General features: G+C 55.1%; 14 protein-coding genes and 1 riboswitch. Of the genes, 7 read left to right on the top strand and 7 right to left on the bottom strand.

The features are described 5' to 3' along the window. Positions 1–104 precede the first annotated feature (104 nt). From KHA84_RS12125 to mreBH, 5 genes are all read left to right on the top strand, one after another. Positions 105–1,490: an alanine/glycine:cation symporter family protein gene (locus KHA84_RS12125; protein ID WP_213423778.1), complete on the top strand. Its 1,386-nt coding sequence runs from the start codon at positions 105–107 to the stop codon at positions 1,488–1,490. A gap of 111 nt (positions 1,491–1,601) precedes the next feature. Continuing rightward, complete coding sequence (locus tag KHA84_RS12120; RefSeq protein WP_213423777.1) at positions 1,602–1,823, top strand: DUF1128 domain-containing protein; 222 nt, start codon at positions 1,602–1,604, stop codon at positions 1,821–1,823. 105 nt (positions 1,824–1,928) lie between these two features. Further along, positions 1,929–3,161 carry an aminopeptidase gene (locus tag KHA84_RS12115; protein ID WP_213423776.1) on the top strand — a complete coding sequence of 411 codons (1,233 nt, stop codon included), beginning with the start codon at positions 1,929–1,931 and terminating at the stop codon, positions 3,159–3,161. A gap of 161 nt (positions 3,162–3,322) precedes the next feature. Further along, complete coding sequence (locus KHA84_RS12110; RefSeq protein WP_213423775.1) at positions 3,323–3,475, top strand: hypothetical protein; 153 nt, start codon at positions 3,323–3,325, stop codon at positions 3,473–3,475. A 251-nt stretch (positions 3,476–3,726) separates the two neighbouring features. After that, positions 3,727–4,731 carry a rod-share determining protein MreBH gene (gene mreBH, locus KHA84_RS12105; RefSeq protein WP_213423774.1) on the top strand — a complete coding sequence of 335 codons (1,005 nt, stop codon included), beginning with the start codon at positions 3,727–3,729 and terminating at the stop codon, positions 4,729–4,731. 329 nt (positions 4,732–5,060) lie between these two features. Here the strand turns inward: mreBH and KHA84_RS12100 are convergent, their stop codons facing one another. Both KHA84_RS12100 and KHA84_RS12095 read right to left on the bottom strand, forming a co-directional pair. Continuing rightward, positions 5,061–5,606 carry a GNAT family N-acetyltransferase gene (locus KHA84_RS12100; RefSeq protein ID WP_213423773.1) on the bottom strand — a complete coding sequence of 182 codons (546 nt, stop codon included), beginning with the start codon at positions 5,604–5,606 and terminating at the stop codon, positions 5,061–5,063. A gap of 6 nt (positions 5,607–5,612) precedes the next feature. Continuing rightward, a complete protein-coding gene (locus tag KHA84_RS12095) occupies positions 5,613–7,415 on the bottom strand; it encodes a M3 family oligoendopeptidase (protein ID WP_213423772.1) in 1,803 nt (600 codons plus the stop codon). Between the two features lie 167 nt (positions 7,416–7,582). Here KHA84_RS12095 and KHA84_RS12090 point away from each other — a divergent pair, with 167 nt between their 5' ends. Next, the gene (locus KHA84_RS12090; protein WP_213423771.1) at positions 7,583–8,326 is read left to right on the top strand and encodes a hypothetical protein; all 744 of its coding nucleotides are present in this window, start codon (positions 7,583–7,585) and stop codon (positions 8,324–8,326) included. A gap of 49 nt (positions 8,327–8,375) precedes the next feature. On the opposite strand, the gene map is transcribed toward KHA84_RS12090, so the two are convergent. Beyond that, positions 8,376–9,131 (bottom strand): type I methionyl aminopeptidase, encoded by a 756-nt coding sequence (gene map / locus KHA84_RS12085; RefSeq protein WP_213423816.1) that lies wholly within the window; start codon positions 9,129–9,131, stop codon positions 8,376–8,378. Between the two features lie 67 nt (positions 9,132–9,198). Beyond that, a complete protein-coding gene (locus KHA84_RS12080) occupies positions 9,199–9,540 on the bottom strand; it encodes a magnetosome magnetite crystal formation protein family (protein WP_213423770.1) in 342 nt (113 codons plus the stop codon). Between the two features lie 107 nt (positions 9,541–9,647). After that, positions 9,648–9,754, top strand: a riboswitch (TPP riboswitch). A gap of 87 nt (positions 9,755–9,841) precedes the next feature. On the opposite strand from KHA84_RS12080, the gene thiT reads away from it, so the two are divergent. Continuing rightward, on the top strand, positions 9,842–10,405 hold the full coding sequence (gene thiT / locus KHA84_RS12075) for an energy-coupled thiamine transporter ThiT (RefSeq protein WP_213423769.1): 564 nt from the start codon (positions 9,842–9,844) through the stop codon (positions 10,403–10,405). Positions 10,406–10,586: 181 nt separating this feature from the next. On the opposite strand, the gene KHA84_RS12070 is transcribed toward thiT, so the two are convergent. From KHA84_RS12070 to cuyB, 3 genes are all read right to left on the bottom strand, one after another. Continuing rightward, the gene (locus KHA84_RS12070) at positions 10,587–11,504 is read right to left on the bottom strand and encodes an SGNH/GDSL hydrolase family protein (protein WP_213423768.1); all 918 of its coding nucleotides are present in this window, start codon (positions 11,502–11,504) and stop codon (positions 10,587–10,589) included. Beyond that, positions 11,501–12,724 (bottom strand): DEAD/DEAH box helicase, encoded by a 1,224-nt coding sequence (locus KHA84_RS12065; RefSeq protein ID WP_213423767.1) that lies wholly within the window; start codon positions 12,722–12,724, stop codon positions 11,501–11,503. Before KHA84_RS12065 ends, KHA84_RS12070 begins: the two co-directional genes overlap by 4 nt. 109 nt (positions 12,725–12,833) lie before the next feature. Continuing rightward, positions 12,834–13,541: a cysteate racemase gene (gene cuyB, locus KHA84_RS12060; protein ID WP_213423766.1), complete on the bottom strand. Its 708-nt coding sequence runs from the start codon at positions 13,539–13,541 to the stop codon at positions 12,834–12,836. Between the last annotated feature and the right edge of the window lie 32 nt (positions 13,542–13,573).

Here is a 13,573-nt window from a genome sequence, read left to right as displayed (position 1 = left end):
AATTGGGTCTTGACTGGCAGGCCGAACTTTCGGAATATATAGAAAGGGGTGATATACAACAGATGCCTCTTGCTTAACAAAAATGAGAGAAAAGGGGGAAAAAGATGGAAGCAATCGAGAACATTCTGGGTTCCGCCAGCAGTCTGATTTGGGGGCCGCCGCTCCTCGTCCTGCTTGTCGGCACCGGGATTTACCTCACCTTCAGGCTCGCATTTATCCAAGTACGTTTACTGCCTTACTCCCTGAAGCAGGTATTTTCCCGCAAGCACGACAAAAAAGCGGAAGGGGATATTTCCCAGTTCCAAGCACTCACCACCGCAATGGCGGCGACCGTCGGGGTCGGTAACATCGTCGGGGTTGCCACGGCGATCGTCCTCGGGGGGCCGGGGGCAGTCTTCTGGATGTGGCTTGCCGGCTTCTTCGGAATGGCCACCAAGTACGGTGAAGCCATTCTTGCTGTCAAATACCGGACAACCGATGCAAACGGCCAAATGGCCGGCGGACCGATGTACTACCTCGAACACGGCCTCAAGGCACGTTGGCTCGGTGTCAGCTTCGCCCTGTTCGGCATGCTGGCCGCATTCGGAATCGGAAACGGGACCCAGTCCAAGGCTGTGGCGGATGCCATGAACATGAACTTCAACACGCCTTATTGGATTACGGGTCTCATCCTGATGATTGTCGCGGCGCTAGTCATCCTCGGAGGCATCAAATCGATCGGAAGGGTTACGGCCTTTTTCGTGCCGATCATGGCGGTCTTCTACTTCGGGGCCGGCCTGGTCGTCATGATTACGAACTTCAGCCTCGTTCCGGGCGCGTTCGGAATCATCTTCCAGGAGGCATTCGGGTTTGGGGCAGCTGCAGGGGGCGCGATCGGCGCTGTTATCCGGTATGGAATTGCCCGCGGTCTCTTCTCCAACGAAGCCGGGCTCGGTTCCGCACCGATTGCGGCGGCTGCAGCCAGAACTGATATGCCAGGCCGCCAGGCGCTTATCTCCATGACGCAAGTGCTCTTTGACACTCTGATCATCTGCTCGATCACTGCAGTCACCATCGTCATGTCCGGTGCCTACATGGCAGAAGACGTCGAAGCGGGCACACTAACCGCCACTGCATTCGGGACCTTCTTCGGCCAGACCGGCCAGTACATCGTCGGTGTGGGAATCGTATTTTTTGCGGCATCCACAATCTTCGGCTGGGCTTATTACGGAGAAAAGTGCTTCCAGTACCTTTTCCCGAATCCGAGACTCCTCTTGTTCTATAGGCTGGTCTTCGTTGCCGTCATCTACTTTGGCGCAACGGCTTCGCTTGATATCGTCTGGCTCTTCTCCGATGTCATGAACGGACTCATGGCCATTCCGAACCTGATCGGCCTCCTCGGCCTGTCCGGTGTCATCGTAGCCGAAACGAAACGCTTCCAGAACAAGATCAAGGAAGAAAAAGCAGCCGAGCTGGCCGCTGTGCCGGCTGTCGAGCCATCCAACGACTGATCGCTTCCCTTCAGACAGCCTCCGGAATTCTTGCTTCCCGGAGGCTGTTTGACTTTGCATTCTATTAGTGTGAGAATGATGGCAATCCGATGAAAGGCAGGAACACCAACTATGGACCTTACCAATCCCTCTGCGGAAAATGTGGAGCATATGATCAGCGCGATCAAGGATAAGCTTCGGATGGTCAATGTCGATGCAATGAAGTCCGAGCACTTCAACACGTCCGACTACGAGGATCTGCGCGATATCTACGACATGGTCATGAAACGCAGCAACTTCAGCCCGAGCGAAATGCAGGCGATTGCAGCCGAACTCGGCAGCCTTCGTAAATAAGCTATTCTGATCCCCCGCACTGCTTCGGCAGCCGGGGGATTTTCCGTTGCCTGCCATAGCCGGCTATTGGTAAACTATTGTTAGAACAGAAAGGGGATTTGGACAATGGGGAATTTCGAAGAGAATCTTGAGAAGTACGCAGAGTTGGCAGTTAAAGTCGGTGTCAATATCCAGCCAGGGCAGCCTCTCTATATCGGCGCCTCGACTGAGTCAGCGGAATTCGTACGGCTTGTTACGAAAAAGGCGTATGAGGCCGGTGCCCGGCATGTCTTTGTCGACTGGCAGGATGATGAAATTTCGCGCCTCCGATATGAGATGGCACCGGAAGATTCTTTCAGTGACTTCCCATCCTGGATTCCTAAAATGCGCGAAGAACTGGTCGGGATGAATGCTGCGTTCATGAATATAGTTTCGCAAAGCCCCGATCTCCTGAAAGGGATCGACCCGAAGCGGATTGCCAACTTCCAGAAGGCTGCAGGCCAGGCTCTGGAGTCATACCGCCAGGCCATCCAGTCCGACAAGGTGAGCTGGACGGTCATCGCGGCCCCGTCAAAGGCATGGGCCGCAAAGGTGTTTGCCGACCTTCCTGAACAGGACCAGATCCCTGCCCTTTGGGATGCCATCTTCAAGGCTGTACGTGCCGACGTTGAAGATCCGGTCGCGGCTTGGAAAATGCATGATGAAACGCTTCACGAAAAAGCAGACCACCTGAACAAGAAAAAATATGCGAAGCTTCATTATACAGCTCCGGGAACCGACCTGACCATCGGCCTGCCGGAAGGCCATATCTGGGCCGGTGCCGGCAGCATCAATGCACAGGGTGCTACGTTCATGGCCAACATGCCGACGGAGGAAGTGTTCACTGTTCCTCACAAGGAACGCGTTGACGGCTATGTCTCAAGCACAAAGCCGCTCAGCTATGGCGGCAATATCATCGATAATTTCAAGATCACGTTCAAAGACGGACGAATCACAGAAGTTGAAGCCGAACAGGGCGAAGATGTCCTGAAACATCTCATTGAAGCGGATGAAGGGGCCAAATCCCTGGGTGAAGTAGCGCTGGTCCCCCACTCTTCCCCGATCTCGACGTCCGGACTGCTCTTCTACAATACGCTGTTTGATGAAAACGCCTCAAACCACCTTGCTATCGGAAGCGCATATGCATTCTGCATCGAAGGCGGCAAGGAAATGGACAGCGGGGAACTACAGAAGCACGGGCTGAACCAAAGCATCACCCATGTCGATTTCATGATCGGCTCCGACAAAATGGACATCGACGGCATCCTTGAAGACGGGACTGCTGAACCGATTCTCCGCGGCGGCGAGTGGGCATTCTGATTCCTGTTCCCCGGCAGAATCATCCACGATGGATGCGGCCGGTTCACATTTGTCACATTTCAGCCGGATTCCAGCAATGTCCTATTAAAAACAGGCGTATTCTGTAGTATAATGAGCTATAGATATAGATAGGACTACGCTTTAGAGAGGAGCATTCTGCTATGTGGCTGTTGTATACAACCGTTTTCGGTTTTATGGTGCTAATGATCTTCGGTATGATGATCATGATGCACTTCCTTAAGAGGAGCATGATCGCGGAAGACTCGACGACTATCGACGAAAGACCTGAAACAAATTACAACTTCGATTCCTAAAAGAATTGCCGGTTTTTCCGGCAGTTCTTTTTTATTTCAGATGAAATTTCTCTTACAATCTGATTTCAAAAGGTGACTGTTTCTGTAATATTTTGCTCTTATCGCTTTAATAAAGTTCCACTTTAAGGATGATGGTGAAACTAAAGACCCAAAACCTGTCGTCATAATCCAATAACTACTAATTTGCGGACAATCTATTTTCCACTATACTTATCATCAGCAGAAAGTACCGTCACCGGGAGGCAATTTAAATGTGGAATTCTACTGATATCGGCATCGATCTTGGCACAGCCAATTTACTCATCTATACAAACTCCAAAGAAATCGTTTTTGACGAACCGTCTGTCGTCGCCATTGACAAGGCCGGACGGCTGATTGCCATCGGCAACGAGGCAAAAGTGATGCTAGGAAAAACACCCGAGCAGATCACCGCCATCCGTCCGCTTCGTGATGGCGTCATCGCGGACTATGACATGACTGCCGAACTGCTTAAATCCGCAATGGCCAAGGCATCCAAGAAACTCGGACAAACCCTCCGGAAGCCCCGAGTGGTCGTTTCAATCCCATGCGGCGCAACTTCCGTCGAACAGCGCGCGATCGTGGACGCCGTAAAATCCGGCGGCGCAAAAGAAGTTCACCTGATCGAAGAACCGGTCGCTGCGGCTATCGGAGCGGAGCTTCCGGTGAGCGAACCGATTGCGAACGTCATCGTCGACATCGGCGGCGGCACAACCGAAGTGGCCATCATCTCATTCGGAGGAGTCGTCTCTTCCAACTCCGTAAAATTCGCCGGCGATAAGATGGACGAGGAAATTATCCATCACATCCGGAAACGCCACAACCTCATCATCGGCGAGCAGACAGCGGAAGCCATCAAAAAAGAAATCGGGTTTGCGCCAATCGCCCACGAAGCGAAAACGATGGACATCCGTGGCCGCGACGTCGTCACCGGCCTGCCGAAGACGATCACACTCCACTCCCGCGATATCCAGCAATGCCTGAAAGAAGGCATGGGAACGATCCTTGAAGCCATCCGCACAACGCTTGAGCAATGCCCGGCGGAACTCTCCGGCGACATCGTCGACCAGGGGATCGTCCTCACCGGGGGCGGCGCCCTTATGAACGGCATGCAGGACTGGCTGTCACAAGTGATCTCTGTCCCGGTCCACACCTCCCCTGATCCGATGAAGGCAGTCGTGTTCGGCACTGGGAAAGCACTGGGAACAATCAAAACGATGCGTAAAGTGGCTAACTGAACTGGTGATCCTCCAGGAGTGAAGAGCTGTATTGAGAGGTGCTAAGTACGGATTCCGTCCAACGGATCTTTACCAGCGCGAGTGGTTACCCGGGACACCTGAGTGGTTACCCCGCACACCTTCTACCGGACACAAATAAACCCTGCCTACCAACGCTTTGCTTTTGGTCGCAAAAAGAGCTCTGCTTACCAACGCTCCGCTTTTGGTCGCAACAAGGACCCTGCTTACCAACGCTTTGCTTTTGGTCGCAACAAGGACCCTGTCCCGGCTTATGGCCGGAACAGGGTCCTTAGTTTTGCAATGGGTTTCCGCAGAGCGGCCTTACCCTTTCAATGGCTGTCCTCAAGAATGGCGTAGAGGTAGTGATCCTCCCATACACCGTTAATAAAAAGCAGCTGGCGCAGGAGGCCTTCCCGCTGCATGCCGGCTTTTTCAAGCACACGGACCGACCCCTGATTTCTCGGTGATACATAGGCCTCGATCCGGTGGAGCCCGGCGCGTTCGAAGCCGAACTTCAGCACGAGTTTCAGTGCTTCGGTTGCGATGCCGCGTCCTGCCTCCCCCTGATCGACCGAGTAACCGACAAAAGCGCTCAGGAAAGGCAGGCGTTTCAGCCCGTACAGGGAAATATGGCCGATCAGCCGGCCGTCTTCCGCCCGGAAAATGCCGAAGCTGTACTCCCGCTTTTCCCTGAGCTGCTGGAGCGATTCGCGGATTTTTTCCCGCTGGACGCCGACTGTGTAATACGAACTGTCGTGCCGCGGCTCATACACCGACCAGTAGTGCTTGTTCCTGGATACGAGGTTTGTCATGGCAAGTGCGTCATCGTCGGTCAGGACGCGCAAAATGATCTTCTCGCCTTTCAGCGTAATCAAGGCGGATCACCCTTCATCGGATGTCAGGCTGAGGAATTCTTCCACATCACGGATGCAGAGCCGGACACCCTTTTCCCAGAAGTCCTGCTTTGTGATGTCTTCGCCGAGATGCTTCATCGCCAGGTCCTCCGTTGTCATGACGGCCGTGTCGCGCAGGAGTGCCATGTACTTTTCTTCGAACGACTCCCCTTCCTCAAGCGCTTTCGCATAGATGCTGAGGGAGAACAGGTAGCCGAACGTGTACGGGAAGTTGTAGAACGGAACGCCCGTAATGTAGAAGTGCAATTTGGAGGCCCAGAAGTGTGGATGGGCTTCGCCAATTGCGCCGGCATATGCCTCGCGCTGCGCTTCTTCCATCAGTTCGTTCAGGCGTTCAGAAGAGACGACGCCCTTTTTCCGTTCTTCATAGAAACGCGTTTCGAACAGGAAGCGCGCATGAATGTTCATGAAGAAGGCCACACTGCGCTGAGCCTTGTCTTCAAGGAGGGCAATCTTTTCTTCCCTGGACTGTGCTTCTTTTACCGCCGCGTCCGCCACGATCATCTCGGCGAATGTCGAAGCAGTCTCCGCCACATTCATCGCATATTGCCTGTTCAGCTGATGGACGGGCCGAAGCGCATAGGAATGGAAAGCGTGGCCAAGCTCGTGCGCGAGTGTAGCGACGTTCGACATCGAACCGCTGTAGGTCATAAAGATGCGCGATTCCTCGGACAGCGGCATGCCGGTGCAAAATCCGCCCGGACGCTTGTTCGGCCGGTCTTCCGCCTCGATCCAGCCGTTCTCGAACGCCATGCGCGCGAACGATTCAAGTTCCGGGCCGAACTTCCCGAAATGCTTCAGGATGAATTCCGCGCCTTCCTGATAATCCATTTTTGCCGTGGATTCGGAAACCGGCGCAGACATGTCATGCCAGTCAAGCCGTTCCTTGCCGAGAAGTGCGGCCTTCCGGTTCAGATATTCTGCAAACGGCTGCTTATTCGCCGAAATCGCGCCCCACATCGCATCAAGCGTCTCCTGCTTCATGCGGTTATACTCAAGCGGTTCGCGGAGGACATGGTCCCAGCCCCGCTTCTCGTAAACCTGAAGGCGGAACCCTGCAAGGGAGTTGAGTGTTTTTGCGAAGAACTCTTCTTTTTCGGCCCATGCCGCTTCCAGCTTTTCAAACGCTTCTTTGCGGACAGCGGGATCGGGATGGGTGCCGAGGTTGTTCGCCTGTCCGACGGAAAGAACCTTCTCCTCTCCGTCAACCGTGACCTTCACATGCATGTCTCCGACAAGCAGGTCGTACAGTTCGCCCCAGCCGTGGTAGCCGTCGACCGACAGCGCCGTGATGAGCGCTTCCTGCTCTTCCGGGAGCTTGGCCCCGGCTTTTTTGCGCCATTCACCCAGGATGAACGAGAATTCCTTTAATCCCTCGGAGGCCAGCAGTTCTTCCCATACCTTCTCATCGGTCTTTGACAGCTTCTGCTGGAACGACATGAACGCCGTCTGGAACTTTGCGCCGAGCGCGGACGATTCTCCCTGCAGAAGGTGCGCCTTTTTATCTGTGGTGTCCTGTGCCAGGAAGCAGCCGATGACGGCGCCGGATTCTCTCAGGTGGGCCGAGGTGTTTTTCGTCTCTTCGATCAGATCCCCGACTTTCTCTGCAGCGTCTGCAGTTTCAGGCGTGCGGAAATCCGCGACCGCTTCCGCATAGCCGCGGACCTTTTTAGCCCCTTCATCAAGATGGGCACGGAGTTCTTCCGATTCGCTGCCGCCGCTGAAAAATGCCTCCAGGTCCCAGGTGACCGGATACGTAGTGGTTGACATCCCAATTCCCCCTGACTGTTTGCCAATTTTCTAACAACAATTTCCTTTACAATTATAACACGGTTGTTCGGAAGGCGAAACTTGCCATCTGGCAAAAAAGCGTCACACTTTCCGCCGTTAACACCGAAAATCCCATGTATACTAATACGGGTAGGAGGTGAAGAAGATTGATCCGAAAACTGTTGATGGGGATCGCCCTGCTGGCGGCGGTCGGCTTTCATGCATCGGCGATGTTCATGCCGGCATTCGGGCGGCCCGTCGGGGAGATTGCTGCGCGGCTTCCGGTCGTCTTCATGCCGTCAATATACGCATCGCTGATTTTGCTGATCCTTGTCCCGCTTCTGGGATTGTATGTCATACGCGGCGGCGGGCCGGCGGAGCGCCCGGCAACCGCCAATCTGCGAACTGCTCTTTTCATCGCCGCCTCCATGTTCCATATGATCGAACTCATCGCTTGGCAGGAAGAACGCTTTCTCCTGTTCCTCGTATCTGATGTTGCCATGCTGGCGGTACTGGCCGCTCTCTACTTTACTTATCCCAAAACGGAGAATCGCCTTTCCGGACGGGTTCCCATATCGGGGATCTTCTCCTATTTCTTCTTCAGCCTCCTGGTAGGAATTCATTATACGCTTGAGGAGAATGACTGGGGCGGTCTTGGCCTGAGTGATGCACTATGGGCAATCATTACGCTCACCTTTGCAGCTGCAGTCGCGCTTCATTTCCTTTACCATCATAAGGACGATGTGTTTGCAGGGGTCTTTGCGTGGATGTCTCTCATGGTCGCATTGAGGAACGGGCTGGACGAGCCACTTGTATCCGCAGCTTCCCTATTCCTTGCGGGTGCTGTGATTGCCTGGATGATCATCAGCAAAAGACAAAGCAGAAATGTGCCGCGAACGGCGGAAGATTAATGATTCAACATATGCAAAACGGTCCCGGGATTTTTCCCCGGGACCGTTTTTACTCTTCGCTGATGTCAGTGATCAGAAGCGGGCCGTCCGCCGTGACGATGACGGTGTGTTCGATCTGGGCCACGAGCGACTTGTCAGGCGTAATGAACGCCCAGCCGTCGCCGCCTTCGATGATGTGCTCCGCCTTCTGGGAGATGAACGGCTCGACCGCGAGGACCATGCCTTCTTTCAGCAGGGTGGTATCCCAGCGGTCATAATAGTTCAGCACATGACTTGGTTCTTCATGCAGGGAGCGGCCGACACCGTGGCCCGTCAGGTTTTTGATGACGTGAAGGCCGTGGTCGCTCGCTTCCCGGCTGACCGCCTTGCCGAGCTGGTTCAGCCTGCCGCCGGGCCTCACTTTCTCCATCGCCTTGTCAAAAGCAGACTTCGCGACATCGATCAGCTTCTGCTTTTCTTCGTCCGGCTCCCCGGCCACGATCGAAATGCCGGTATCGGCAAAGTAGCCGTTGTACGATCCGGACACATCGATGTTGACCATGTCGCCGTCCTTGATCACATAGTTGTCCGGTATGCCGTGAGCCACCACTTCGTTGACGCTGATGCACGTAAAGCCCGGGAAATCATACTCGCCTTTGGGACCGGAGATGGCTCCCTTTTCCTCGAACATGCGCCCGGCCATGTCATCCAGCTGTTTGGTTGTGACGCCGGGTTTCGCGGCATCTTTCAGCGCATCGCGGATCTCCGCACAGATGCGCCCAATTTTCTTGAGATTCTCGAAGTCTTCGGTCGTCTTCGCGATCATTCGATTCAGCACTTCCTTCTGTGGATTCAGATTCCACTATACCACAGACCGGACCGCCGCCAAACAGTCACGTTTTCAGCGCGCGGATCCCCGCCGCGGCACACCAGACAAACGCAGCTCCCTGAAAAACGGCATACAGCAAGGACAGCACGGCCGCCGTCCCTGCATGGCCGAGTGTCGGCGCCATACCGGTGAACGCCGCTTCCCTCACTTCGTTGGCCGCGATGAAAGTTGTCATAAGAAGCGCTGCGAGCGGTACGGCAGGAAGAAGCTGGATGGCTAGCGCCCGCTTTGCGTGGCGCCGGACAAGCCCGTCTCCCGAAGCGAAAAGGAGGATAAGCGGGAACAGGACGGGAGCGAAAAGGATGCTGAAGTAGTTGAATGAGGCGATCAGGCGCGGATTGTCCATGGTGATGCCCTCCTTCAGAAACGTGGCACAGCTGTCTCCATCCTATGCCGGGGCGGCTTGAAAACAGCGGGCGGGTAGTCTACACTTGAAGGGTCCATACTGAATAGTTGAACCACGAGGGGAGCCGCGGATGCGGCTGAGAGTGGGCGGCCGGCGCCCAGACCCTTTGAACCTGTAAGGTCATGCTTGCGCAGGGATGTGGATGGAAAACGATGCCCGAAGGCGTCCGGTTCTGTCCCGGACGCCTTTTCCATTGGCCATCCCCTTCTGCGACATTATAAAAATGGGGGAGAATCTTCCGATGCAACGCAATAAACGTCTTCAATTGCTGATCGAGGTCGCGATCTTTTCCGCAATCGGCTTCGTACTTGATCAGATTTCCATCAAACTCTGGTTTCAAGGCGGCTCTATCAGCCTCACAATGGTGCCGATCGTCCTGATGGCCTTTCGCTGGGGGCTCGGGGGCGGCCTGCTCACCGGCCTGGTCCTCGGCATTCTCCAGACATTTGCCGGCGCCTACATCATCCACCCGGTGCAAGGCTTCCTGGATTACATCGCGGCATTTGTCGTGATCGGCGCTGCCGCTTTCCTGCGGCCGATGGTGCTGCGCGGTGCCGACTCCGGCGAAAAGGGCCGGATGGTGACCGGCATCGTGATCGGCACAGTCATCGGCGGCCTGCTTCGCTACATCATGCATGTGTTGTCGGGCGTCGTATTCTTCGGTGCCGCGGCGCTTGATGCGGGCGACAATGTCTGGTGGTATTCAATCGTCTACAACGCCGGCTACATGATCCCGTCCATCATCCTGACAGCCGCCGCCTGCGCCCTCCTGTTCGGCACCGCGCCGCGGCTCCTCAAGCGATAAGTCCAGTCTGCCCGCCTGCCATCTGGAATAAACCGGAATTCAGATGGACAGACCCACCCCCCGCCGGAATCGGCGGGGGTTTTGTGTGTATGGGGCTGGAACGGCCTACGTTTTTCTCGAGTATAGCAGTGTCTCACAAGAGTATGGCAACACCCCAGTTCGCAAGGCTTCGTTTCACACCTTATAAAAACCCCTCCGGCAAATCGGAGGGGTTAAAGTAGATGGCATGGATGTCCTGAAGGTGTTTATCGAGTGCTATTCGGGACGGTGTTGCATCGCCGGAATCGGCACTGCGCCCGTCCGCTTGCTTCATCCGGCGATTCATTTCCTCAAACGAGACCGGGTTCGGCTGCGGCACTTCCCATGGCTGTACGGACAGCCGGTAGGGAGAGTTTTCAAAGAAGGCGTTCGCCATCCGGCGGTACCCTTCCAGTGACGGATGGACGTCCGCCGGGTTCGGAAGCAACTGGCTGCCTTCAGCGGCAAATGTCTCTTCAACCGGTACGAAAACAGCTCCCTCAGCTTCCGTCTCCTGCTTCAAGAGGGCATTGAGCCTGCCCAATTCTTTGCGGAGGCCCGGCTTCATCTTGTCACGTGCATGGGGGTACGGGAAATAATAGCCCATGATATATACTTTCGCCCCTGGCGCCCGCTCCGCCAGCTCATCCAGGATGGCCGCCATATTCTTCCTTACTCCGTTCAGCGCATAATCTGCCGGTATCCGGTCATAGGCGAGCGTGCCGGATCTGGGATCATGGCGCACGAGGCTGAGCAAGTCATTGGCGCCCGCGGAAACGGTGATCAGTGTGGCCCTTTCCAGAACAGGCCGAGCTTCATCAGACCGGATCCGCTCCAGCACCTGGCCGCTCGTGAATCCCGGATAGCTGAGGTCCTTCGAATAAAAGGCGAGTCCGATGTGCTGCCGCAGCTTCATCGCAATCATGTCCGCGTAGCCGAGGTCAATCGCGCGGTTCGGCGTCTGCCCTGCAGCCAGCGAATCGCCGAGTGCCACATAAGATGCCGGAGCGGCTGCCTGTGCGGGACCTGGCTGCGGGAATAGCAACAACAGCGTGCCGACAAGGAGCACCAGCCGCCTCATCGCCGTTTTCCGCCCTTGTTCCCTTCCTTTCTCTGTCCGCTGCGCTGGCCTTTCCCGGCATTGCCCGCGGGTTTTCCGGCACCTGCAGCTTGCACGGTCTTGGATGAGCCTTCAATAAGGCCTCCCTTGTGCCAGACTTTCTGGACCGGTTTGCCGGGCAGTGCACGGGTCAGCTTCCGGTATGTCTTTTCGTCCGGATAGGATACAAACGACAGCACTTCACCGTCGGCGCCTGCGCGGCCTGTCCTGCCCGAACGGTGCGTGTACTGCTCCTCGGTGCGGGGCACATCGACATGGATCACATGCGTGAGGCCTGTAATATCGAGGCCGCGGGCAGCCACATCGGTCGCGATCAGGATGCGCACTGTGCCGTCCCGGAATCCGTCCAGCGCCTGTTTCCGCTCCATCTTGTTCATACCGGAGTGGAGGACGGAAACCGGCGCGTCCTGGAACTTCAGCTTCGACTCTTTCATGACGAGCTGGTCCGTGTTATTGATGAAGGCCAGTCCCCGCAAACCTTCCACATGGGAAAGCCTGCGGATCAGGTCTGTTTTATCGCGCTCGTCGACCTTGATATAGGAATGGGTGATTTTCCCCTTTTTCGGAAGCTCTTCGGCAGTCACGCTCAGCTGTAGCGGGTCATCCATGAAACGCTCTGCAACAAGCCGGATCTCATCGGTGATCGTCGCCGAGACGACCGCGACCTGGCAGTCGGATGCCGCGGCTGCGACCAGCGACTTGACATCGGTCCGGTGGTCGCGCCCGAGAAGCTGGTCACCTTCATCCAGGACGATGTGGCGGATGTCGTGCATTTTCAGCTTCCGGTCATTGGCGAGTTCCCAGACGCGCCCCGGCGTTCCAACGACAATCGTCGGCTTCTTTTTCAGCTTTTCGATCTGGCGCTGCTTGTTCGCGCCGCCGATCAGCTGCGTGACCGTGACATCGGTGCCTTCCGTCCACTCGCGGAATACTTCGACGATCTGCATGCAGAGTTCCTGCGATGGCGCCATCACAAGCGCTTCCGTTTTCTTTGACGTTCCGTCAGCGAGCGTCAATAGCGGGATTACATAGGCGAGCGTCTTGCCCGATCCGGTCGGCGATTTCGCCACGATGTCCCGTCCGTCGATCATCGCAGGAATCATCTTGGACTGGATCGGCATCTCCTCTTCAAATGTCCATTTTTCCCGGAATTGCGGTTCCAGCCGTTCAATCCAATTCATCTTCCATTCCCCGTTTCACAACAATATTTTTCTCCATTCCAGTGTTTCTCCGGATTAATCAACGATATACAAAACGGATGGCAGAGAACGTTTACCATCCGCATGATCTTTATTTATGCTTTCTGAGACTGTGGCCGCATGCCAGTATGCCCTTTTCTGCAAGGACGAGAAGCGAATCGATGTAATGTTCATTCAACGACAGCTCCTTTTTTACAATCGACAATTCGGTGCAGCCAAGCACGATCTTGTCACAGCCTTTTTCCTTCATATTCTCTTCCACCTTCGCCCACAAAGCAGGGTCTGCCGGGCGTCCAGCCTTTACATAATCATAAATTATTGACATGACGGCTTCCTGAATATCTGCATCCGGCAATACTGGCATGATTCCTTTGGATTCACACGCATCCTGGTAAACCCGGCTGATGATCGTTCCGTCTGTTGCCAGGATACCTAGCGTCTCGGCTCCCTCTTCAGCGGCACGTTTTATCGTTTCTTCAATCATATTCAGAACCGGCACCGGTGAAACAGCTGCGATTTCCCGATAGAATGTGTGGGCGGTATTGCATGGGATAGCAATCATATCCGCTCCGGCCGCAGCAAGTCTCTCTGTATCGCGTACAATAAAAGGAACCGGGTCAGTCATTTCCGGATCGATGATGAAGGCTGTACGGTCAGGAATGGCGGTATTATTTGTAATCACCATGTCCACGTGATCCTGATCACGATCGGCATCCGTATGCCGGACTATCATCTCCCCGATATACATAGTGGCGAGCGGTCCGACTCCTCCCAGGATTCCAAGTGTTTTCTTCTCCATGTTGTCCAATCCTTTGCTGTCTATCAGTTTAT

Origin of the sequence: Bhargavaea massiliensis (assembly GCF_018390575.1) — a bacterium.
In the GTDB taxonomy this organism is placed as follows: Bacteria; Bacillota; Bacilli; order Bacillales_A; family Planococcaceae; genus Bhargavaea; species Bhargavaea massiliensis.
This window is presented reverse-complemented; position numbering and strand designations above follow the sequence as displayed.

Bases quoted from the DNA above. Each gene is read 5' to 3' on its own strand.
- map (WP_213423816.1), bottom strand. From the start codon at position 9,131: ATGATCGCGAAGACGACCGAAGACTTCGAGAATCTCAAGAAAATTGGG.
- mreBH (WP_213423774.1), top strand. From the start codon at position 3,727: ATGTGGAATTCTACTGATATCGGCATCGATCTTGGCACAGCCAATTTA.
- KHA84_RS12065 (WP_213423767.1), bottom strand. From the start codon at position 12,724: ATGAATTGGATTGAACGGCTGGAACCGCAATTCCGGGAAAAATGGACA.
- cuyB (WP_213423766.1), bottom strand. From the start codon at position 13,541: ATGGAGAAGAAAACACTTGGAATCCTGGGAGGAGTCGGACCGCTCGCC.
- KHA84_RS12125 (WP_213423778.1), top strand. From the start codon at position 105: ATGGAAGCAATCGAGAACATTCTGGGTTCCGCCAGCAGTCTGATTTGG.
- KHA84_RS12110 (WP_213423775.1), top strand. From the start codon at position 3,323: ATGTGGCTGTTGTATACAACCGTTTTCGGTTTTATGGTGCTAATGATC.
- KHA84_RS12095 (WP_213423772.1), bottom strand. From the start codon at position 7,415: ATGTCAACCACTACGTATCCGGTCACCTGGGACCTGGAGGCATTTTTC.
- KHA84_RS12070 (WP_213423768.1), bottom strand. From the start codon at position 11,504: ATGAGGCGGCTGGTGCTCCTTGTCGGCACGCTGTTGTTGCTATTCCCG.
- KHA84_RS12120 (WP_213423777.1), top strand. From the start codon at position 1,602: ATGGACCTTACCAATCCCTCTGCGGAAAATGTGGAGCATATGATCAGC.
- KHA84_RS12080 (WP_213423770.1), bottom strand. From the start codon at position 9,540: ATGGACAATCCGCGCCTGATCGCCTCATTCAACTACTTCAGCATCCTT.
- KHA84_RS12115 (WP_213423776.1), top strand. From the start codon at position 1,929: ATGGGGAATTTCGAAGAGAATCTTGAGAAGTACGCAGAGTTGGCAGTT.
- thiT (WP_213423769.1), top strand. From the start codon at position 9,842: ATGCAACGCAATAAACGTCTTCAATTGCTGATCGAGGTCGCGATCTTT.